The sequence below is a fragment of the Pseudomonas sp. SCT genome (genome assembly GCF_003864275.1).
Classification (GTDB): Bacteria; Pseudomonadota; Gammaproteobacteria; order Pseudomonadales; family Pseudomonadaceae; genus Stutzerimonas; species Stutzerimonas stutzeri_AE.
Map to the genome: position 1 here is coordinate 127,337 of NZ_BDJA01000007.1, position 22,101 is coordinate 149,437.

Genomic DNA, 22,101 nt, shown 5'->3' on the forward strand with positions numbered 1-22,101 from the left:
ACATGATCAAGGAAATGGATTACGGACAGGACGACCGCACGGTCATCGTCAATCGCGCGGGAGAGACCCCGGCACAAGGCCCGCTGACCGACTTCGACACCCCGCCGCGCTTCGAGCAGCTGGAGGAGCGGATGATCTACGCGGCGCGCCTGCGCCCGGCGGAAACCTTCAACATCAGTCTCAATCCGCTGGTAGCTGCCGCCTCGCCGCTGCTCTCGGAAGTGGTGCGCTTCAAGCACAGCCTGGAAAGCGAAGACTTGCAGGCCCTGCACGGCCAGTTGAGCAGCGCGATCAAGCTGTTCGAACACCGCGCGCTGCATGACGGCGCCGAAAGCAGCCAGGTGATGGCGGCGCGCTACGTGCTCTGCACCGTGCTCGACGAGGCCGTGGTGACCACGCCCTGGGGCAACGAGAGCGAATGGTCGCAGATGAGCCTGCTGTCCTCCTTCCACAACGAGACCTTCGGCGGCGAGAAGTTCTTCCAGCTGCTCGAGCGGCTGTCGCGCAACCCGGTCAAGCACCTGCCGATGCTCGAGCTGATGTACCTCTGCCTGTCCCTCGGCTTCGAGGGCAAGTACCGCGTGCTGCCGCGCGGCATGCTCGAATTGGAAGCGGTACGCGACAGCCTCTACCGACAGATCCGCCAGATGCGCGGCGACATCCCGCGCGAGCTGTCGCCGCACTGGGAAGGCCTCAAGGACACCCGCCGACGCCTGGTGCGCATCGTGCCCTGGTGGATGGTCGCGCTGTTCACCCTGATGTGCCTCGGGGTGATCTACGGCGGTTTCGCCTGGGTGCTGGGCGAACAACGCGAGAGCGTGCTGCAATCCTATCGCTCGCTGGACATGGATGCCGGCGATTCCACCTTTTCAGGGATGAGATGAAATGAAGACGTTCTTTGGCAAGCTCGGCGCCGTGCTGCGCCGGACCTGGGTCTGGAGCCTGCTGCTGGTCCTGCTGCTGGCAGTCGTGGTGTGGTTCGTCGGGCCGCTGCTGGCGGTCGACGACTACCGCTTCTGGGAAGCGTCGACCGCACGCCTGCTGAGCATCAGCGTGCTGTTTCTCGGCTGGGGCCTGGCCATGGTCTTCGCCAGCTGGCGCGCCAGTGCGCGCAGGAAGCGCGACGCCGAGGACCAGGACGTCCAGGAACAGCTGCGCCGCAACGGCCTGATCGGCGAAGAGCAACAGGAGTTGCGCCATCGTTTCAAGCAGGCGCTACGCACCCTGAAGACCTCCAGCCTCTATCGCGGGCGCAGCGAGAAATGGCGCAGCGAGCTGCCCTGGTACCTGTTGATCGGTCCGCAGGGTAGCGGCAAGACCAGCCTGCTGGACTTCTCCGGGCTGGATTTCCCGCTCAACCGCAGCGAACAGCAGCGCCTGACCAAGGACGTCTCCGGCACCCGCTATGCCGACTGGTACTTCGCCGATCATGCCGTGCTGATCGACACCGCCGGCCGCTACTTGTCCCAGCCCGATGCAGCTGTCGACGGCAGCGCCTGGGACACCCTGATCGGCCTGCTGCGCAAGCGCCGCGCGCGTCCGCTCAACGGCGTGCTGGTCAACCTGCCGGTGGACCAGCTGCAGGGCGGCAGTGAACTGGAGCTGGAGAACCTGGCCCGCCAGACCCGCCAGCGCCTGCACGAGATCCATCAGCGTCTGAACGTGGACGTGCCGGTCTACCTGGTGCTGAGCAAGTCCGACCGGATTCTCGGTTTCGACGACTTCTTCGAGCAGTTGTCGCGGGAGGAAAGCGACCAGGTGCTCGGCGCGAGTTTCCGCAAGGAGCAGAACGGCAGCGATGCGCAGGTGGTGCGCCAGGAGTTCGAGGAACTGCTGCGCCGGCTGAACAGCCAGGTGATCCTGCGCATGCATCAAGAGCGCGATACACAGCGCCGTGGCCGGATCCTCGACTTCCCGCATCAGCTGGGGCAGATCGGCGAGCGCCTGAGCCTGTTCATCGAACTCGCCTTTTCCGGCAACCGCTACCAGCGTGCCAGCCAGCTGCGTGGCTTCTACCTGACCAGCGCGCCGCAGCTGCGCGAAACGCTCGACCCGCTCACCGCCGGCATCGGCCGCCAGCTCGGCATGTCCAGCAGTGCGCTGCCGACCTTCCGCAGCGGTCGTGCGCGCTTCATCAATCAGCTGCTCAGCCGGGTGATCTTCCCCGAAGCCGAACTGGCCGGCCTCGACCAGCGCGAAGTGCGCCGCATCGACTGGGGCCAGCGTGCCCTCTATGCCGGTGCCTTCGGCTGTCTGCTGCTGTTCGGCGCTGCCTGGGCTCTGAACTTCTCCGGCAACCATGAACGCCTGGAACAGCTGCGCGACATCGCCCAGCGACTCGGCAGCGAGCGCAAGACCATCGAGGCGGAAGACGAGGCACTGCGCACCCTCAAGGCTCTGGACGCGAGCTATGCGGCGACGCAGGTGTTCCCGCCGAAAGACGAGGTGTCCTGGCTGCGCCGGGGCGGCCTGTATCAGGGCGAAGCGGTCGACCCGACGCTGCACGAGGCCTACCGCCGCGATCTGGAGAAACTGCTGCTGCCACGTGTCGCCCGGCAGCTGGAAGCGCAGATTCGCGCCAACCTGAACGACCGCGAGCAGCTGCTCGGCAGCCTGCGCGCCTATCTCATGCTGAACCTGGCCGACCGCCGTGAAGAGGCCTTCCTCAAGGACTGGCTGGCCGCCGACTGGTCGCTTCGCCATCCGGGCAACGCTGTGGCGCAGCAGGGGCTCAACACCCATTTCGCGCGCCTGCTGGAAGAGTCCTTCGCGCCGTATCAGCTGAACGACAATCTGGTGGCCAAGGCCCGTGCCCAGCTGCGCAGCGAATCGCTGGCGGCAGTGGTGTACCGCATGCTGCGCGACCAGGCGCGCAATCTTCCCGACTATCGGCTGAACACCCAGCTCGGCCCGCAGGCATCCCTGTTCGTCGGCGGCGACTATACGATTCCCGGCTTCTACACCCAGCGCGGCTATCACAAGCTGTTCGTCGCCCAGGGTGCCGATCTGGTCAGCGAGATCCTGCGCGACAACTGGGTACTGGGCGAAGGCGACAGCCTCAGCGCCAAGGATCTCGGCCGTCTGCTGGTGGAAATGGAACAGCTGTACTTCCGCGACTACGCCGCGCATTGGAGCGAAGCGATCGCCCAACTGAACATCCTGCCGGCCGGCAGCGCGGCCCAAGGTGCCGCGCAGCTCGCTGGGCTCACCGCCGCCAACTCGCCGCTGCTGCAACTGCTGCTGGAGGTGCGCGAGAACACCCGCTTCGCCGGTCTGGCCGAAGCGACCGCCGGGGCTGGCGAGCTCGCCGAAGCGGCGCAAGGCGCCGGCGGCAAGCTCGGCAAGGCAGCCAAGCTGGCCACCGCCGCCGCCGAGCAGGCCCAGGCAGCACTGCTGAAAAACACGCCGGACACCGCGCGCAAGACCCTGGAGCGTCGCTTTGCACCGCTGCACCAGCTGCTCGACGAAAACGGCGCAGCCGGCCCCGAGTTAAGTGCCAGTCTGCAGGCCCTCGACGCCCTGCAACTGCAGCTGGCTTCCCTGGCTCATGCCAGCGCTCCGGAACAGGCCGCATTCGAGATGGCCAAGGCGCGCATGGGCGGCCAGCGCGACGCCATCAACCAGCTGCGCAGCAGCGCTGCACGGCTGCCGCAACCGGTCGGCAAGTGGCTGGGACTGCTGGCCGAAGACAGCTGGTCGCTGGTGCTCACCGATGCCTACCACTACCTCAACCAGCGCTATCGCAACGAGCTCTACGCCAGCTACCGCGGTTCGCTGCGCGAGCGCTATCCGTTCAGCGCCCACAGCGCCAGCGACGTCGCCCTCGCCGACTTCCGCGAGTTCTTCAAGGCCCAGGGCCTGGCGGACAGCTTTTTCGAGCGCTACCTCAAGCCCTTCGTCAGCGGCAGCGCTGGGCAGTATCAACTGCGCCGGGTCGACGGTCGCGGCCTGCCGCTGTCCGAGCAGTTCCTGGCGCAGATGAGCCGGGCGCAGACCATTCGCCGCAGCTTCTTTGCGGAGAACCCCAACGAACCGCTGATCCTGTTCAAGCTCGAACCGTACTCGCTGGATTCCAGCCTCGGCCGCGCCGACTTCCGCTTCGGCAACCAGCAGCTGGAGTACCGCCACGGGCCGATCGTGCAGACCGCATTCCGCTGGCCGGCCGAAGCCGACGACGGACGCACCAGCCTGGTGGTGGAAGAACTCGGCGGCCGTCGTGTCGGTATCGAGAAGAACACCGGGCCCTGGTCGCTGTTCCGCCTGATCGACCTGATGCAGGTCGACTACCACAGCGGCCGCGACGTGCTGATGCTCAAGGCCGATCTCGGCGGCCTGCGCGCCAACTACCTGCTGCACGCGCAGCGCTCGCCGAATCCGTTCGACCTCGCGCTGCTGCGCGGCTTCAAGTTGCCGGCGACGCTGTGATGGACGCAACGGCATGCAGCTGGCGCAGCGCCGCGCGCACCGATACCGGCAAGGTGCGTGCGCGCAACGAAGATGCCTTTCTCGACCTCCCACAGGCCGGGCTCTGGGCCGTGGCGGACGGCATGGGCGGACACCAGAACGGTGCTCTGGCCAGTCGCCTGATCATCGAGCAGCTGGTCGATCTATCCACTACGGGCGATCTGCCTGAGCGGCTGCTGGCGCTGCGGCGCTGCCTGCATGAGCTGAATCGCCGGCTCAGCCAGGAACTGACGGTCACCGCCGAACGCCCCGATCCGGTGATCGGCAGCACCGTGGTCGCCCTGCTCATGGAGGGTGACCACGCCGCCTGCATCTGGGCCGGCGACAGCCGCTGCTACCTGTGGCGCAGCGGCCGTCTCTATCAGCTGTCACGCGACCACTCGTTGCTGCAGCAACTGATCGACGAGCAGCAGCTCAGCCCCGAGGTTGCCGCCAAACACCCGGCCGCCCATGCGCTGACCCGCGCCATCGGCGCCAGCGAGAAGCTGGAGCTGGACATCCTCGAGTTCGTCGTGCTGCCTGGCGACACGCTGCTGCTGTGCAGCGATGGGCTATACCAGAGCATGTCCGCCGACGCCCTCGGCGCCGCACTCAGCCTGCCATCCACGCAGCTGGCGCTGGAGCGGCTGTTTTGCCAGGCGCTCAAGGGCCCGGCGCGGGACAATCTCAGCGCCGTGGTGATCCGCCGATGAACGCCCAGCCCGCCTGCGATCTCACCTATTTTGCCTTGGCATCCACCGCGGCCGCGCCAGCGCCGGTGGCACCGAAGACGCCTGCCGGCGAGTTGCCGGACGTACTCGGCGGCCGCTATCGGATCGAGCGGCTGCTCGGCGTCGGCGGCATGGGCGCGGTCTATCGAGCGCGTGACCTGCTGCGCGAACAGTTCGGCGATCCGGAACCCTACGTGGCGCTAAAGACGCTCAGCGAGGATTTTGCCGAGTACCCCGACGCCAGCGCGCTGCTCTACAGCGAATACGCGCTGACCACACGCCTTAGCCATCGGCATGTGGTGCGCCTGTACAACTTCGACATCGACCAAGCCAGCCAGCGCGCCTTCATCACCCTGGAGCTGCTCAAGGGCCCAACCCTCGACCAGCTGCTCTGCGAACGCCTACAGGGCATGCCTTGGAGCGAACTGCAGGGCATTGCGTTACCACTGCTGGAAGCGCTGACCTACTCCCATAGCCTGGGCGTACTGCATGGCGACCTGAAACCGAGCAACGTGATGCTCGCCGATGACGGCCTGCGCCTGTTCGACTATGGCCTCGGCCAGCCGCTGGAAGGCCTGCTGCCCGGTTTACCGCGCCTGTGCCGCACGCGCTTCGCCGCATGGACACCGCGTTATGCCGCGCTGGAACTGCTCGACGGCGGTGAGCTGACCGCCGCGGCGGATGTGTACGCCCTGGCCTGCGTGCTCTATGAACTGGCCAGCGGCAGCCATCCGTTTCGCCGGCTCAGCGCCCGCCAGGCCAAGGCGATGGAGCTGGATCGCGCCCTGCAACGGCCGCTTCAGCTGCCCGCGCATTGCTGGCCGGCACTGCGTCTGGCGCTGGCATTCGACGAAGCGCAGCGCAGCATCGATGCGGCGGGCCTGTTGCACGCCTTCAGCCGCCCCGCACCGAACCGTTGGCAGCGCTGGTTCGGCCATTCCCACGGATGACATCAGGACAAGGACAGCCCATGTTCAACGCGGCCAATGAAACCCACTTCAGCCTGACCCTGGAAGGCGTCGAACACGACTTCAAGGTGCTCGAATTCCGGGGCCGCGAGGCCATCAGCCAGCCCTACCGCTTCGACCTGGAACTGGTCAGCGAGCGCCCCGACCTCGATCTGCAGGCACTGCTGCATAAGCCCGCCTTTCTAACCTTCGACCCCGCCGGCATGGGCATACACGGTCTGGTCCACCGTATCGCCCAGGGCGAATCCGGCAAGCGCCTGACCCGCTATCGGCTCACGCTCGTGCCGCAGCTGGCCTACCTCGCCCATCGCACCAACCAGCGCATCTTCCAGCACCTCAGCGTGCCGCAGATCGTCGCCCAAGTGCTCGAAGAACATGGCATCCAGGCCGATGCCTACCGCTTCCAGCTCGGCCCGGTGATCTACCCAAAGCGCGAGTACTGCGTGCAGTACGACGAGACCGACCTGCACTTCATCCAGCGCCTGTGCGAGGAAGAAGGTATCCATTACCACTTCGAGCACAGCACCAGAGGCCACGTGCTGGTCTTCGGCGACGACCAGACCAGCTTCGCCCGACTCGGCCAGCCGACCGCCTATCTGCAGGACAACGGCATGACGGCTGACGAGCCGGTGATCAAGCGCTTCGCCGTGCGCGTCGCGACACGCACCAGCCGGGTCGGCCGACGTGATTACGACTTCGAACAACCCAGGCTGCTGATGGAAGCGGCCTACCGCGGCGAGCCAGCAGCGAACGCGCTGCCGCAGCCCGACCTGGAAGACTACGACTACCCGGGTCGCTTCACCGAACGCGCCCGCGGCAAGCACCTCGCGCAACGCGCGCTGGAGCGCCACCGCCACGACTACCGCCTGGCCGAGGGCAACAGCGACCAGCCGCGGCTGGTCAGCGGCCATCTGCTGGAAATCTCCGACCACCCGCGCCGCGAATGGAACGACCTCTGGCTGCTGACCGAGGTGCTGCATGAAGGCAAGCAGCCACAAGTGTTGGAGGAGTCAGTCACCAGCCATGTCGATACCGGTGACGGCTTCATCCAGGGCTACCGCAACCACTTCATCGCCACGCCCTGGGACATCCCCTTCCGCCCGCCACTGAACCATCCGAAGCCGAAGGTCCTTGGCAGCCAGACCGCCGTGGTCACCGGTCACGCCGGCGAAGAAATCCACTGCGACGAGTACGGACGCGTGCGCGTTCAATTCCACTGGGATCGCGAAGGCCAGGCCGACGACAAGACCAGCTGCTGGCTGCGCGTCAGCTCCAGCTGGGCCGGCGACCGCTACGGCGGTATCGCCATCCCGCGGGTCGGCATGGAAGTGCTGGTGACCTTCCTCGAAGGCGATCCCGATCAACCGCTGGTGACCGGCTGCCTGTACCACAAGGAGCATCAGGTCCCCTACGACTTGCCGGCCAACAAGACCCGCACCGTCTTCAAGACCCTGAGCTCCCCGGGTGGTGGTGGCTACAACGAGCTGCGCATCGAAGACCGCAAGGGCGCCGAACAGATCTACCTCCACGCCCAACGCGACTGGGACGAGAACATCGAGCACGATCAGAAAATCAGCGTCGGTAATGAACGCCACGACACCGTCGAGGCCAACAGCTACAGCGAGTTTAAGGCTGAGGAACATCTCATCGTCGCCGGCGACTGCAAGGTGGAAGTCAAACCTGACGACCACCTCACCATCGGCCAGACCCAGCACATCAAGCTCGGCACCGCCCAGCTGACCAAGGCCGGCCGCGAGATCCATCTCAAGGCCGGGCAGAAGATGGTCATCGAAGCCGGCGTCGAACTCACGCTTAAAGCCGGCGGCAGCTTCATTAAGCTCGACCCAGGCGGCATCACCGTCTCTGGCCCGCTAGCGCGAATCAACGCCGGCGGCGCACCGGGCAAGGGCTCGGGGATCAAGATCAAGCCGCCGGTGCTGCCGGGGATGGCTGATAGCGACAAGGCCGGGAGCCTACTGGAGCAGGCAGTGCCGGGTGAGGCGGACAGCCTGCTCAGCAAACGCAAGCGCTCGCTCAATTTTTCAGGCTAAGAAAAGGACAGAGCCAGCTGCCCCGCCGGCTCGAACGCAAGGAAGCATCGAACATGGCCGAACAAAAGCCGATCAACTGGGCTTATCCGTTTCCCAGCAAGGACACCAGCAACAATCCGCTGCAGCTGCTTACGCATATGGCCCAGGCCAAGGGCGGGTTCTACCCCACCGGCGAAAACGGCTTATGGCATGGCGGCGTGCACTTCGACGAAGGCACGGCTGCCGCATTCGACCAGTCGAGCGTGCGCTGTATCGCCGACGGGGAGGTGATTGCCTACCGTATCGACGAGCGCTACCCGGTCAGCGAATTCACTGACGATATCCCGCGCGTCAAGCGAGCACCCTTTTCAACAGGGTTCGTTCTCGTCAAGCACAGCCTGCAGCCACCGCCATTGAAGAACGCTGACGGCAGCATCGTCGAAGGACAAACTCCTCCAAGCCTCACTCTCTACAGCCTGTACATGCACCTGCTGGATTGGGCGGGCTACCAAGCGCAACCGGACCTGCCGCGCCCCACCTTTTGGGAAACCAAACGCTACACCGTGAATACGCAGCAGGATGGCCTGAGCGTCCGCGCAGGCCCGAGCAAGAACACCACTAAGCTGTCGACGCTGTCCAAGGGTGCCGAGATCACCATTGGCAGAGCGGAAGGCGAATTCAGCAAGCTGGTCAGCCTGCTCAGCGGGACGGCACAACCCGTCCTATCAGCTGACGACGAGAGGCAACTACCCGGCTATGTGTCCACCAGCTTGCTCAAACCGCACAGCGAGCCAGCGGAATACAACAAGGTCGTCGTTCTCGACAGCGGAGTACCGATCAACGCGGGCGACCTTATTGGCCATCCCGGTCTGTACCAGAACCACGACAGCGCCGCTCAGCGCATGGTCCATGTCGAACTGTTCAGCTGCGACGATGTGCCCTCCTTTATCGCCCGGAGCCGCGCCTGGGCCAGCCGCTTGCCGGACGACCAGAAAACCCTGCTCAAGGTCTACAAAGGTGCGAGCAAACTGATCACCCATCGGGACGATATCAATGCCGAGAACCCGCCCAAGCTGGATGACGATGGCACGCAGATCGGCGTCGACCTGATCATTCCGCAGTCCTTGCTGGATGGGCTCCCCGCTTCGAGAAAAATCCAGGCCAAGGATGGCGCGGACAACACTATGCACCGGTGGCGGTTGGACGGCCTGTTCGCCGACGCTAACGGCAACCCCATCGACGGCTGGCTCGCCGAGCAGGAGCTGATCACTACTCGCCACAGCCCGTGGGAGTGGGAAGGCTTCCAGTGCATTGAGGAAACCGGAACGCCCGTCGAAAAGCTCGCCTACGCGTTCAATGCCAGAGGCCTGCTAAGCGCAGACGAACAGCACAACTACCGGGCGCAGATCAGCAAAGCCGATGGCGGCCCAATCGTAACGCTCGCTCGACTCTACGATATCGCCGATACCGATAAGGATGGCGTATTGACCAGCGCTGAAATCCAAGCAGCGCTGGCCAGGCCTTGGCATGCCCAAGTGCTTGGTCAACTGGTCGCCAAATATGAAAGCGAGTGGTTCTGGAGCAAGGGCAAGTGGGATGAGCTTGATCCCTTGTTAGCGGAGGAGCCCGGGAAACCGAACCTTGTTTGGGAGGTGGAAAAACAGCGAATCGAGACGTTGAGTTGGTGGAGCGATTTAGCTGAGAAGCACGCAGTCCGGGCGGATGGAATGGCTTGGCACTTGAACCCAACCAAGATTGTGAGCCTACTCCGCCAGGATGAAAGCACTGACTGTGGATGTAACTTAGGGAAAATATTTTCCTGTGTCCGCTTCAAAGGGCAAAGCACGACAATTTATGGCCCGCTATACACTGGCTCAATTGACTTACAAAGCTACGCTAATTGGCACGAAACTGTAGCTACAGGCATCGTCACTGAAGAGGAAAAAAATATATTCATTGCGATGTCTCCCAACGAGGGAAAAATCGATTCGCTACAGTCTTACGACAGCGAAATACTTACTGCAGGCGCCATGCAAAAAACGATAAATCTGTCCGGCGCAGGAGAGTTCCCTATTCAGGTTTTTGATTTTAAAGAGCGCCAACCTCAACTCTATAAAGAATTATTCGAGAACTGTGGATGGTCAGTGGAAGGCCCTCGCACAGCTGCGAGAATGTACTATAAGCACCAAAGCTTCACAAAAGGTGAAAACTATACTGGCGCCGAACTTAAACGACTACTACGCGAAGGGTTTAACGAAACTACTTTCTCTCGAAAACAGAAAATTTGCTCCATTCCTTTAAGCTCAATCCTAAAAGCAATAACCCATGAGAAATTCCAAGAACAACAAGTCTTGGACTTTGCAAAACGCCTCAAACATGAGGCAATGGAGATTAAGCCTTCCGGCTCCGGATTTAAACTTAAGGACTATCTAAAATCACCCCTCGGAAAAGCGACCGTACTTGACCACCACATCAACCGGCCAGGCTATGTAAGTCGCGATTTTGGTGCTGCGTTACAGCGTTTCTTTGACAGCAATCCAAGTGCCGCCCAAGAACCAATTAACTGGGGTGACAACCATGAAAAATATGAACATTCAATTCTAAACGATTATGGAAACACAAGAAGAATGGCTATAGTAAATGGCCAGAGTGTCGCACCAATCAGATATCAACATCTTAAGGACAAGCTATGAGATTGATGAACATGAAAATCTTACTAGCATTATTTATTTATTTCACTGCAGCTAATACTACGGCCTGGGCTGAAGCTCAATCGGTCCTGAAGGCACACGGCGGTCAAGTAATTTTTGCGGATCCCGAAAAGGGCTTTTGGCGTAGCGTTTATTTTTTGAAAAATGGTAACCATTATAAATTATTCCCCAAAGAGCAAGCCTACTTTTATGCAAGCCTACCTTCTGACTTTTCTGAGGGCAGCAGATATCTAAAGATTGAAAAAACCATCCGTGGAAGTATTGAAGGAGGCGCTCTGGAAGAAGATTACGATCGTGCTTATTGCGCCTTCGTTGAAATGGCGAGCGGTTGTATCGTACGACAGGAAACAGGCTCATTCTGCGGAGGACAATGGGCGACCAATAACGATGCTTGGTTATGGGCTGGCGAAGAGATAACTGTTGATCAGCGCAATCAAAACACGGCGTCAAAGAATTCTGACGTGGAAGCGCTCGCAGAAATTAATGGAGACGCAAATTTGCACCTTTGCCATTGAGCCATAATTTGAAGTTTCCCAAAAAGCATATTGCCATCACCCCACAACCCTGCCATAAACGCGCACTCGCCATGACGCTACAAGGATGTAACGATGCGATTGCTGCGCCGAGCCCTGGGGGCTGTCTTGTTGTTGGCCGTGCTGGCCGTGGGGGTCGGGCTGTATTTTGTGGCCTACCCGAACCTTCCAGAATACGAAGCGCCTGAGGCGCTGCATTATCTGGAGCAGTGGGACGCCACGCAGCGGCAGACCTATTACTACACGCCGCAAGGCACCCAGGTTAAGGGGTTGGAGTACGACTGGTTCCGCGCGCTGGAGCTGCCCTTCGGACGGGACAGGTTCGCCACGCCCGACTACCTCGCCCGCTTCGGATTTCTGGTCGATCCCGCGCAAAAAGCCACCGCGCTGAACCCCGGCAACCTGCCGGTCGGCTTTGCCCGCCATGAGGACGACGAGACCGGTCGCGCCTATCTGGATGTGACCTGCGCGGCCTGCCACACCGGCGAGCTGCGCTACCAAGGTCAGGCCATTCGTATCGACGGTGGCGCGGCGATGCATTCGCTGGCCTCCACTGTGCCGACCCTGCGCGGTGGCGCCTTTGGCCAGGCGCTGGGCATGAGCATGGCCTTCACCTATTACAACCCGCTCAAGTTCCGCCGCTTCGCCGAGCAGGTGCTGGGCGAGCGCTACGAGCAGGACCGCGCGCAGTTGCGCCACGACTTCAAGCAGGTGCTCGACCGCCTGCTCGGCACCGCCTACAACGACTGGCACCGCGGGCTCTACCCCACCGAAGAAGGCTTCGGCCGTACCGATGCGTTTGGCCGCATCGCCAACAGCGTGTTCGGCGACGCCATCGATCCAGCGAACTACCGCGTGGCCAACGCGCCGGTGAGCTACCCGCATTTGTGGGATATCTGGAAGTTCGACTGGGTGCAGTGGAACGGCTCGGCCATGCAGCCGATGGCACGCAATATCGGCGAGGCGCTGGGTGTTGGCGCCACGCTGCGGCTGCTGCATGAGAACGGCCAGCCCGTCGCCGAAGCCGAGCGCTACGCATCGGGCGTTCGCGTACGCGACCTGCACAGGCTGGAAACCACCCTCATGCAGCTGGCCCCGCCCCGCTGGCCCGAAGACGTGCTGGGCGCGATCGATCTCAAGCAGGCCAGCCTCGGTCGCGCGCTGTACAAGGAAAACTGCGCGCATTGCCACGATGCCAGGCCCAAGCCGGTCGACAAGCGCTTCGCTGCCGAGCGCGACCCCGAGTGGCGCATGAAGCTGATCCCCACCTCCTTCGTCGGTACCGATCCGACCACGGCCGACAATATTGCCGACCACCGCTTCGACCTGACCCGCCTGGGCTGGACTCAGGATGAGCTGGATCGCCTGGATGTGCAGCTGTATGTCGCGCCATCCGCCCCGCTTGATCTTGCCAGCCTGTCCAGCGCTAAGGGGCTGGCCTATATCACCGCCTATGTCGAGGAGCGCGCCTACCGTGACGCCGGCATCGACGAGACCGAGCGCGCGACGTTCGACGGCTTCGGTCTGCAGATCGGCGTACAGGAGATTCGCGGCTACAAGGCGCGCCCGCTGGGCGGCATCTGGGCGACGCCGCCCTTCCTGCACAACGGCTCGGTGCCGACGCTGTTCCAGCTGCTGTCACCGGTGGCCGAGCGGCAGAAGCAGTTCTGGGTCGGCAGTCGCGAATACGATCCGCGGCATGTGGGCATTCGCACCGAGCGCTTCGACGGCGGCTTTCTGCTGGATACCGCGATCACCGGCAACAGCAACCGCGGCCACGAATTCCGCGCCGGCTGCCGCGGCAATGGCGTGATCGGCCGGGCATTGGCGTCGCATGAGCGCTGGGCGCTGGTCGAGTACCTCAAGGTGCTCGGCGACCCCCGCTTCGAACCGCGCCTCGAGGAACTGCCGGCGCGCCCCCACAACCCCGGCCCACGCTGCCGCTGAACTGCCCTTCGCACAAGGATCTGCCTCATGCTGACAAGACTCTGGCTCTGGATCGGCCGCCTGCTGGGCCGACTGCTGCTTGCCGTCACCGCCGTGGGCCTGGCCGGCTGGGCGATTGCCGCCGTGCACTTTCACCTCACCCATCGCGGCCCCGTCTCCAGCGAAGAGGTCGTCTCCCCGAGCGAAGCGGCCGACACCCAGGCGATCATCGCCGACGCCATCGCTGTGGTCGAACAGCACAGCGAGAACACCCGTGTGCTGCGCGACGCCCATGCCAAGGCCCACGGCTGCGTGCGCGCCGACGTCAGCGTGCGCGCCGACCTGAAACCCACACTGCGCCAGGGTGTGTTCAGCGAGCCCGGCAAGACCTGGCAAGCCTGGGTGCGGCTGTCCAACGGCAACGCCTATCCGCAGTTCGACCGCATCCGGGACGCCCGCGGCATGGCGATCAAGCTGCTCGATGTGCCGGGGGAAAAGCTCACGCGTGACCCGCGCCACGCCAGCGAGCAGGATTTCGTGATGTTCAACCACCCGGTGTTTTTCGTCCGCGACGTTGCCGAATACCGCAGCAACTTCGCCGCCCAGGCGCAGGGCAAGAAGGCGCTGGCGTTCTTCCCGAGTATCGATCCGCGCAGCTGGGAGCTGCGCCACCTGTTCATCGCGCTGCAGACCCTGGCGCCCGCGCCCCAGAGCCCGGTTGCCACCACTTACAGCTCCGTGGCGCCGTACAAGCTCGGCCCGCACAACATCAAGTACAGGGTCATCCCGACGCCGGAAAACTGCCCGACCTACCAGCTGCCCGAGCAGAACCGCGACCTGCCGAATTTCCTGCGCAGCGCGCTCTACCAGCAGCTGTCCCTCGACCGCGCACCCGCCTGCTTCGCCCTGCAGGTGCAGCGGCAGAACGCCGAGCACTACATGCCCATCGAGGACACCAGCATCGAGTGGGACGAGGCCATCGCGCCATTCGAGACGGTCGCCGACATCCGCCTGCCGCCGCAGGACTTCGACAGCCCCGAGCAGAACCTCGCCTGCGACAACCTCAGCTTCAACCCCTGGCACGCACTGCCGGAGCATCGCCCCATCGGCGGCATCAATCGGCTGCGCAAGGCGGTGTACGAGGCGATCAGCAGCTACCGGCTCGAGCGTAACGGCGCACTTTGACGCGACCGTCGTGGTCCATGGATCAGCAGCCGACGCCTGCCGCCGATTGCCGACCCAGGGCGACCCGGTCCTGTCTTGCCGGGCAGAGCCCTGCTAGCATCAATCAGTACCCCATCGCCCGACATAGGCACCCGTTTGCAGCAGATGAGCGCCACCCTGTCCTCGTCTCCCGGTTCGGTGACCCTCGATCAAGGGGCTTCACCATTGCGGGCGCGTATCCTCGGTGACTGGACCCTCGCCCATTACGCGGCACTGCGACGTGAGGTGCAGCGGCTCAGGACGCGGATCGACGAGCGCAGCCAGATCGAGCTGAGCGGGCTCGGTGCGCTGGACACGGCAGGCGCCGGTCTGCTGGTGGAGTTGCTGGGCCGCGAGCGGATCGCCGCCATCGAAGCCTGGGCGCCGCAATTGCCGGCAGAGCGCCTGGCGCTGCTGCGCACCGTCGCCACCGCCCTGGATCAACCGGATGCCGCCGAGCCGCCGCGCGGGTATGAATTCGGCGATCTGCTGGCGCATATCGGCCGCACGGTCACGTCGGTATGGAAGCAGCAGCGCGAGCTGCTCGGCTTCACTGGCCTGACTCTGCAGACGCTGCTGCTGACCCTGCCGCGACCGCGGCGCTGGCGGCTGACCTCACTGGCCGTGCATATCGAGCAGACCGGGCTGGACGCGGTGCCGATCGTCGCACTGCTGACCTTTCTGGTCGGTGCGGTGGTGGCCTTTCTTGGCGCGACCGTGCTCGCCGACTTCGGCGCAACCATCTACACCGTCAACCTGGTGGGCTTTTCCTTCCTGCGCGAGTTCGGCGTGCTGCTGGCGGCGATTCTGCTGGCCGGGCGCAGCGCCAGCGCCTTCGCCGCGCAGATCGGCTCGATGAAATCCAATGAAGAGATCGACGCGATCCGCACCCTTGGCCTGAGCCCGATCGAGCTATTGGTACTGCCGCGGGTGCTGGCGATGCTGATCACCCTGCCGATCCTGACCTTCGTCGGCATGCTCAGCGGCATCGCCGGCGGGCTGGTGGTCTGCGTGCTGGCGCTGGACATCTCACCGACGATGTTCTTCACCATCATGGCGCGCGACATTGCCGTCAGCCATTTCCTCGTCGGCCTGGCCAAGGCGCCGGTATTCGCCTTCGTCATCGCGGTGATCGGCTGCCTGGAAGGCTTCAAGGTCAGTGGCAGCGCGCAGTCGGTGGGCGAGCACACCACCTCCAGCGTGGTTCAGGCGATCTTCATGGTGATCCTGCTGGACGCCATCGCCGCAATGTTTTTCATGGAGATGGGCTGGTGACGAGCAACGACGCGCTGATCCAGGTACGCGGGCTGGTCAATCGTTTTGGCAGCCAGACCGTGCACGAGAATCTCGACCTGGACATCCGCCGTGGCGAGATTCTCGGCGTGGTCGGTGGCTCGGGCACCGGCAAGTCGGTGCTGCTGCGCAGCATCGTCGGCCTGCGCCGGCCCAACGCCGGCAGCGTAACGGTATTTGGCGAGAACCTGCTGGAGCTGTCGGCCGAACGCCGCTCGCAGGTGGAACGGCGCTTCGGCGTGCTGTTTCAGCGCGGCGCGCTGTTCACCTCACTGAACCTGCAGGAGAACGTCGCCCTGCCGCTGATCGAGCATGCCGGGCTTGAGCGCCGCGACGCCGAACACCTGGCGCGGCTGAAGCTGGCGCTGGCCGGCCTGCCGGCGGATGCCGCCTGCAAATATCCCGACGAGCTGTCCGGCGGCATGGTCAAGCGCGCCGCCCTGGCCCGGGCACTGGCGCTCGACCCTGAGGTGCTGTTTCTCGACGAACCCACCGCCGGCCTCGACCCCATTGGCGCGGCGGCCTTCGACCAGCTGATCCTGACCTTGCGCGATGCCTTGGGTCTGAGCGTGTTTCTGGTGACCCACGATCTGGATACGCTCTACACCATCTGCGACCGGGTCGCCGTGCTATCGCGCAAGCGCGTGCTGGTGGCCGATCGACTGGCGGTGGTGGAAGCCACCGACGACGCCTGGATTCGCGACTACTTCCATGGCCCGCGTGGCCGGGCGGCGCAGCAGGCCGCTGACTTGTTGGAGAGCTGAAAATGGAAACCCGCGCCCATCACGTGCTGATTGGCCTGTTCACCGTACTGGCAGTCGGCGGCGCCCTGCTGTTCGCCCTCTGGCTGGGCAAGTCGAGCATGGACCGCGAGTACAACTACTACGAGATCAGCTTCAATCGCGCGGTCAGCGGGCTGTCCAATGGCAGCTCGGTGGAGTACAGCGGCATCAAGGTCGGTGACGTCGAAGCGCTGTGGCTGGAGCCGGACGACCCACGCAAGGTGCGGGCGCGTATCCGCGTGTATTCCGGCACGCCGATCAAGCAGGACACCCGCGCCCGCCTGGCGCTGGCCAACATCACCGGCAGCATGATCATCCAGCTGCACAGCGGCACGCCACAGAGCCCACCACTGGAAGGCAAGCGCGGCGAGCCGCCACTGATCATCGCCGACCCATCGCCGCTGAGCGCGCTCTTGGAGAACGGCGAAGACCTGATGACCAACATCAACAACCTGCTGCGCAGCGCTAACCTGATGCTCTCCGAAGACAATGCCGGTCGCATCGGCCGCACCCTGGCCAATCTGGAGCAGGCGACCAGCGTGCTGGCCGAGCAACGGGGCGATCTCAGCGAAGCGCTGACCCAGCTCGGCCAACTGGGGCAGCAGACCAACACCGCACTGGCGGAAATCACTCGGCTGACGCAGAACGCCAATGGCCTGATCGACGACGAAGGGCGCCAGCTGCTGGGCAGCGCCGGCGCGTCAATGGCCGCACTGGAGCGCGCCACTTCGCGCCTCGACGAGCTGCTGTCGAGCAATCAGGGCGCATTGAACAACGGCCTGCAGGGCTTCAGCGACCTCGGCCCGGCAATCAACGAACTGCGCGGCACCCTCGGTGCGCTACGCCGTGTCACCCAGCGCCTCGAAGACAATCCAAGCGGCTTCCTGCTCGGCCGCGAGAAGATCCAGGAGTTCACCCCATGAGCCGCCGTGCACTGATCCGCCCCCTGGCCCTCGCGACCCTGCTCGGCACGCTCGCGGCCTGTACCCTGCTGCCCGAGGCCGAACCAATCCGCGTGTACCTGTTGCCGACCAGCGAAGCGCCGGCCGGCCAGCAGGGAGAGCGCCTGCAGCAGGCGCTGCGTATCCACACCCCGCATGCCAGCCGGATCTTGGCCGGGCCGCGTATCGCCGTGGTGCCGGACGGCAACCAGATCAGCAGCTACCAGGGCGCACGCTGGAGCGATGCCGCTCCGACGCTGCTGCGCGACCGGCTGATCGAGCAGTTCCGCCGGAGCGGACCGGTGGCGGTGGCGGTGAGCAATGAGGACAGCAATCTGTTCGCGGAGCTGGAGCTGTTCAGCGATTTGCGCGCCTTCCAGAGCGAATACGTTGATGGCCAGCCGCGGGTGCTGGTCCGCCTGGACGCCCAGCTGGTATCCGCTGTCGATCAACGCATCCTCGCCAGCCGCCACTTCGAAATCCGTCAGCCCAGCGCGAGCCCGCAGCTGGAAAGCGTGGTGGACGCCTTCGGCCAGGCCAGCGACGAGCTCAGCCGTCAGCTGCAACGCTGGACGATCGAGGTAGCAAAAAGCCAGCCCGCGCAGTGAAGTCCGGCGAAACGGTCAGATAAAATCGTTAAACAGCAGTTTTATTGACTCAGGCTAAGCGTAACCTTCAGGGCAATCGCTTAGCATGCGAACTATCGCTTCACGTAAGGAAAGTTCATGAAAGCGCCAGCCCAGAAAACTCTTCGCCGAGTGCTGTTCGTGCTCGTCGCGCTCGTGGTCATCGGCCTGCTGGCCTGGTCGGAGCTGCGCACCGATGGCCTGGGCGAGGGATTCGCCAGCGGTAATGGCCGCATCGAGGCCACCGAGATCGATGTGGCGACCAAGCTCGGCGGGCGCATTCGCGAGATCAGTGTCGACGAGGGTGATTTCGTCCAGCCCGGCCAGGTCATCGCCCGTATGGATACCGAGGTGCTGGACGCCCAGCTCAACCAGGCCCGCGCCCAGGTGCGCCAGGCGGAAAACGCCATCCTTACCGCCCAGGCGCTGGTCACCCAACGCGAGAGCGAGAAGGCCACGGCCGAAGCAGTGGTGCTGCAGCGCCGCGCCGAACTGACCGCCGCACAAAAACGCCATCAGCGCACCGAAACCCTGGTCGGCCGTAATGCGCTGCCACGCCAGCAGCTGGACGACGACCTCGCCGCCATGCAGAGCGCGCAGGCTGCTCTGGCCGCTTCGCGCTCGCAGGTGCTCTCGGCCGATGCCGGCATCGCCGCCGCCAGGTCCCAGGTCATCGAAGCGCAATCGGCGCTGGAGGCGGCCCAGGCCAGCGTGGTGCGGCTGCAGGCGGACATCACGGATAGCGAACTGAAGACCGATCGCGTGGCGCGCGTGCAGTACCGCGTGGCGCAGCCGGGCGAGGTGCTCGGCGCCGGCGGCAAGCTGCTCAATCTGGTCGACTTGGCCGACGTCTACATGACCTTCTTCCTTCCCGAGCGCCAGGCCGGCCGGGTGGCGATGGGCAGCGAGGTGCGCCTGGTGATCGATGCAGCGCCGCAGTACGTGATTCCCGCCAAGGTCACCTATGTCGCCAGCGTCGCGCAATTCACGCCGAAAACCGTGGAAACCGAGAGCGAGCGCGAGAAGCTGATGTTCCGGGTCAAGGCGCGGATCGACCCGGAATTGCTGAGAAAACACATGGAGCAGGTCAAGACCGGGCTGCCCGGCATGGCTTATCTGAAGCTCGACGCTGACGCCGAGTGGCCGGCACACCTGCAGATCAATGTCGGCAAATGAACACGTCCCCTGCCCCGGTCGCCGAGATCAGCGGCGTCAGCCTACGGTACGGCAAGACCCGCGCGCTGGATGACCTCAGCCTGAGCCTGCCGGCGCGCTGCATGGTCGGCCTGATCGGCCCCGACGGGGTCGGCAAGTCGAGCCTGCTGGCGCTGATCGCCGGTGCGCGCAAGTTGCAGCAGGGCCAAGTGCAGGTGCTCGACGGCGACATGGGCGATGCCGGCCACCGCCGCGCGGTCTGCCCGCGTATCGCCTACATGCCGCAGGGGCTGGGCAAGAACCTCTACCCCACGCTGACGGTGTTCGAGAACCTTGAGTTCTTCGGCCGGCTGTTCGGTCAAGACGCCGAAGAGCGCCACTGGCGCATCGCCGAACTGACCCGTAGCACGGGCCTCGCACCCTTCGTCGAACGCCCGGCGGGCAAGCTCTCCGGCGGCATGAAGCAAAAGCTCGGCCTCTGCTGCGCGCTGATCCACGACCCCGACCTGCTGATCCTCGATGAGCCCACCACCGGCGTCGACCCGCTGTCGCGCGCGCAGTTCTGGGAACTGATCGAACGCATCCGCAGCGAGCGCCCACAGATGAGCGTGCTGGTCGCCACCGCCTACATGGACGAAGCGCAGCGCTTCGACCATCTGGTGGCGATGGACGCCGGCCGCATACTTGCCACCGGCACGCCAGCCGAGCTGCTGGCGCGCACCAACAGCGACTCGCTGGAGCAGGCCTTCATCCGCCTGCTGCCGGAAGCCAAGCGCAGCCAGCATCGTGAACTGGTCATCCCGCCGCAGCCGCACAGTGACAGCATCGCCATCGAGGCTCACGGCCTGACCATGCGTTTCGGCGATTTCGTCGCAGTGGATCAAGTCAATTTCCGCATCGCCCGCGGCGAGATATTCGGCTTCCTCGGCTCCAATGGCTGCGGCAAGACCACCACCATGAAGATGCTCACCGGCCTGCTGCCAGCCAGCGAGGGCGACGCCCTGCTGTTCGGCAAACCGGTGGACCCGCACGACATGCAGACCCGTCAGCGGGTCGGCTACATGTCCCAGGCATTCTCGCTGTACAGCGAGCTGACGGTGCGGCAGAACCTCGACCTGCATGCACGACTGTTCCACCTGCCGGCCGAACGACGCGGGCCGCGCGTGCAGGAGATGCTCACCCGCTTCGACCTCACCGGCGATGCCGAAAGCCTACCCAGCAGCCTGCCGCTGGGCGTGCGCCAGCGCCTGTCGCTGGCGGTGGCGGTGATCCACAACCCCGAAATCCTCATCCTCGACGAGCCCACCTCCGGGGTCGATCCGGTAGCCCGCGACGGCTTCTGGGAGCTCTTGGTGCAGCTGTCGCGCGAAGACGGCGTGACCATCTTCATCTCCACCCACTTCATGAACGAGGCGCTGCGCTGCGATCGCATCTCGCTGATGCACGCCGGGCGCGTGCTCGACAGCGACACGCCGCAGGCGCTGATGGCCAAGCGCGGCCTGCCGACGCTGGAACAGACCTTTATCGCCTACCTGGAGGAAGCCGCCGCCGCACATGCCGCCGAACAGCCAGCAGCGCCTCCTGCCGCGACGCGCAACCCGATCCAACCGGCCGGCAACAATGGCCGTCAGGCCCGCTTCAGCCTGCGCCGCCTGCTCAGCTACACCCGCCGCGAGGCCGTGGAGCTGCGCCGCGACCCGATCCGCGCGACGCTGGCGATGCTCGGCAGCGTGCTGCTGATGTTCATCATGGGCTACGGGGTCAGCTTCGACGTCGAGAACCTGACCTACGCCGTGCTCGACCGCGACCAGACCACCACCAGCCAGCACTACCTGCTGAACATGGCCGGCTCGCGCTACTTCATCGAGCAGGCGCCGCTGGCCAACCATGCCGAGCTGGACCAGCGCATGCGCAGCAACGACATCAGCCTGGCGGTGGAGATTCCGCCGAATTTCGGCCGCGACCTCAAGCGCGGCGCGGTGCCGCAAGTCGCGTTCTGGATCGATGGCGCCATGCCGATGCGCGCCGACACCATCAAGGGCTATGTGCAGGGCATCCACCTCAACTACCTGCAGCAGCTGGCCCGCGAGGCGGGCGTCGACGGCCAGCTGGCACCGGCTGACGTGGCCATTCGTTATCGCTACAACCCGGACGTGCAGAGCCTGCCAGCCATGGCACCGGCGATGATCCCGCTGCTGCTGATGATGATCCCGGCGATGCTCACCGCCCTCGGCGTGGTGCGCGAAAAGGAACTGGGCTCGATCACCAATTTCTACGTCACGCCGACCACCCGCCTGGAATTCCTGCTCGGCAAGCAGCTGCCCTATATCGCCCTGGGCATGTTCAATTTCGCCACCCTGGCGCTGCTGGCGGTGTTCGTCTTCGGTATTCCGATCAAGGGCAGCATCCTCACCCTCTGCCTTGGCGCGCTGCTCTACGTGACCTGCGCCACCGGCCTGGGCCTGCTGATGTCATCGATCCTCAATAGCCAGATCGCGGCGATCTTCGGCACCACCATCGTCACCCTGCTGCCGGCCATCCAGTTCTCCGGACTGATCCACCCGGTTTCGGCGATGGAGGGCGCCGGCGCCTTCATCGGCAAGCTCTACCCGACCAGCCACTTCCTGATCATCAGCCGCGGGGTATTCTCCAAGGCGCTCGGGCTGGCCGAGCTGTATCCCTATTTCATTCCCATGCTGCTGGCCATTCCGCTGCTGACCCTGCTCAGCGTCGCCGGCCTGCGCAAGCAGGAGAAATGA

The 22,101-nt window shown here is 64.3% G+C and carries 15 protein-coding genes; all 15 read left to right on the top strand.

Features of this window, described 5'->3' with window-relative positions; genetic code table 11:
• Positions 1-2: 2 nt before the first annotated feature.
• The 15 genes from icmH (at position 3) to rbbA (ending at position 22,101) form a co-directional block, all read left to right on the top strand.
• The gene (gene icmH, locus BHD08_RS17815; protein WP_125023906.1) at positions 3-884 is read left to right on the top strand and encodes a type IVB secretion system protein IcmH/DotU; all 882 of its coding nucleotides are present in this window, start codon (positions 3-5) and stop codon (positions 882-884) included.
• A 1-nt stretch (position 885) separates the two neighbouring features.
• Entirely contained in the window at positions 886-4,425 is a 3,540-nt protein-coding gene (tssM, locus tag BHD08_RS17820) for a type VI secretion system membrane subunit TssM (RefSeq protein ID WP_125023908.1), read from the top strand.
• Positions 4,425-5,156: a PP2C family serine/threonine-protein phosphatase gene (locus BHD08_RS17825; RefSeq protein WP_125023910.1), complete on the top strand. Its 732-nt coding sequence runs from the start codon at positions 4,425-4,427 to the stop codon at positions 5,154-5,156. The genes tssM and BHD08_RS17825 overlap by 1 nt, the downstream gene beginning before the upstream one ends.
• Positions 5,153-6,124, top strand: a complete 972-nt coding sequence (locus BHD08_RS17830) for a serine/threonine-protein kinase (protein ID WP_125023912.1) — start codon at positions 5,153-5,155, stop codon at positions 6,122-6,124. The genes BHD08_RS17825 and BHD08_RS17830 overlap by 4 nt, the downstream gene beginning before the upstream one ends.
• Positions 6,125-6,144: 20 nt before the next feature.
• Positions 6,145-8,193, top strand: a complete 2,049-nt coding sequence (gene tssI / locus BHD08_RS17835) for a type VI secretion system tip protein TssI/VgrG (protein WP_125023914.1) — start codon at positions 6,145-6,147, stop codon at positions 8,191-8,193.
• A 53-nt stretch (positions 8,194-8,246) separates the two neighbouring features.
• The gene (locus BHD08_RS23270) at positions 8,247-10,865 is read left to right on the top strand and encodes an SH3 domain-containing protein (protein ID WP_256678722.1); all 2,619 of its coding nucleotides are present in this window, start codon (positions 8,247-8,249) and stop codon (positions 10,863-10,865) included.
• On the top strand, positions 10,862-11,398 hold the full coding sequence (locus BHD08_RS17845) for a hypothetical protein (RefSeq protein ID WP_125023916.1): 537 nt from the start codon (positions 10,862-10,864) through the stop codon (positions 11,396-11,398). The genes BHD08_RS23270 and BHD08_RS17845 overlap by 4 nt, the downstream gene beginning before the upstream one ends.
• Before the next feature lie 93 nt (positions 11,399-11,491).
• Complete coding sequence (locus BHD08_RS17850; RefSeq protein WP_125023918.1) at positions 11,492-13,363, top strand: di-heme-cytochrome C peroxidase; 1,872 nt, start codon at positions 11,492-11,494, stop codon at positions 13,361-13,363.
• 27 nt (positions 13,364-13,390) lie between these two features.
• Positions 13,391-14,527, top strand: coding sequence for a catalase family protein (locus BHD08_RS17855; protein WP_125023920.1), 1,137 nt, complete (start codon positions 13,391-13,393; stop codon positions 14,525-14,527).
• 144 nt (positions 14,528-14,671) lie between these two features.
• On the top strand, positions 14,672-15,820 hold the full coding sequence (locus BHD08_RS17860; protein WP_125023922.1) for an ABC transporter permease: 1,149 nt from the start codon (positions 14,672-14,674) through the stop codon (positions 15,818-15,820).
• Positions 15,817-16,602 carry an ABC transporter ATP-binding protein gene (locus BHD08_RS17865; RefSeq protein ID WP_125023924.1) on the top strand — a complete coding sequence of 262 codons (786 nt, stop codon included), beginning with the start codon at positions 15,817-15,819 and terminating at the stop codon, positions 16,600-16,602. The genes BHD08_RS17860 and BHD08_RS17865 overlap by 4 nt, the downstream gene beginning before the upstream one ends.
• A 2-nt stretch (positions 16,603-16,604) precedes the next feature.
• The gene (locus BHD08_RS17870) at positions 16,605-17,543 is read left to right on the top strand and encodes an MlaD family protein (protein WP_125023926.1); all 939 of its coding nucleotides are present in this window, start codon (positions 16,605-16,607) and stop codon (positions 17,541-17,543) included.
• Positions 17,540-18,169 carry an ABC-type transport auxiliary lipoprotein family protein gene (locus tag BHD08_RS17875; protein WP_125023928.1) on the top strand — a complete coding sequence of 210 codons (630 nt, stop codon included), beginning with the start codon at positions 17,540-17,542 and terminating at the stop codon, positions 18,167-18,169. Before BHD08_RS17870 ends, BHD08_RS17875 begins: the two co-directional genes overlap by 4 nt.
• Positions 18,170-18,286: 117 nt before the next feature.
• Positions 18,287-19,363: an HlyD family secretion protein gene (locus BHD08_RS17880; RefSeq protein ID WP_015278883.1), complete on the top strand. Its 1,077-nt coding sequence runs from the start codon at positions 18,287-18,289 to the stop codon at positions 19,361-19,363.
• Positions 19,360-22,101 carry a ribosome-associated ATPase/putative transporter RbbA gene (gene rbbA, locus BHD08_RS17885; protein ID WP_125023931.1) on the top strand — a complete coding sequence of 914 codons (2,742 nt, stop codon included), beginning with the start codon at positions 19,360-19,362 and terminating at the stop codon, positions 22,099-22,101. The genes BHD08_RS17880 and rbbA overlap by 4 nt, the downstream gene beginning before the upstream one ends.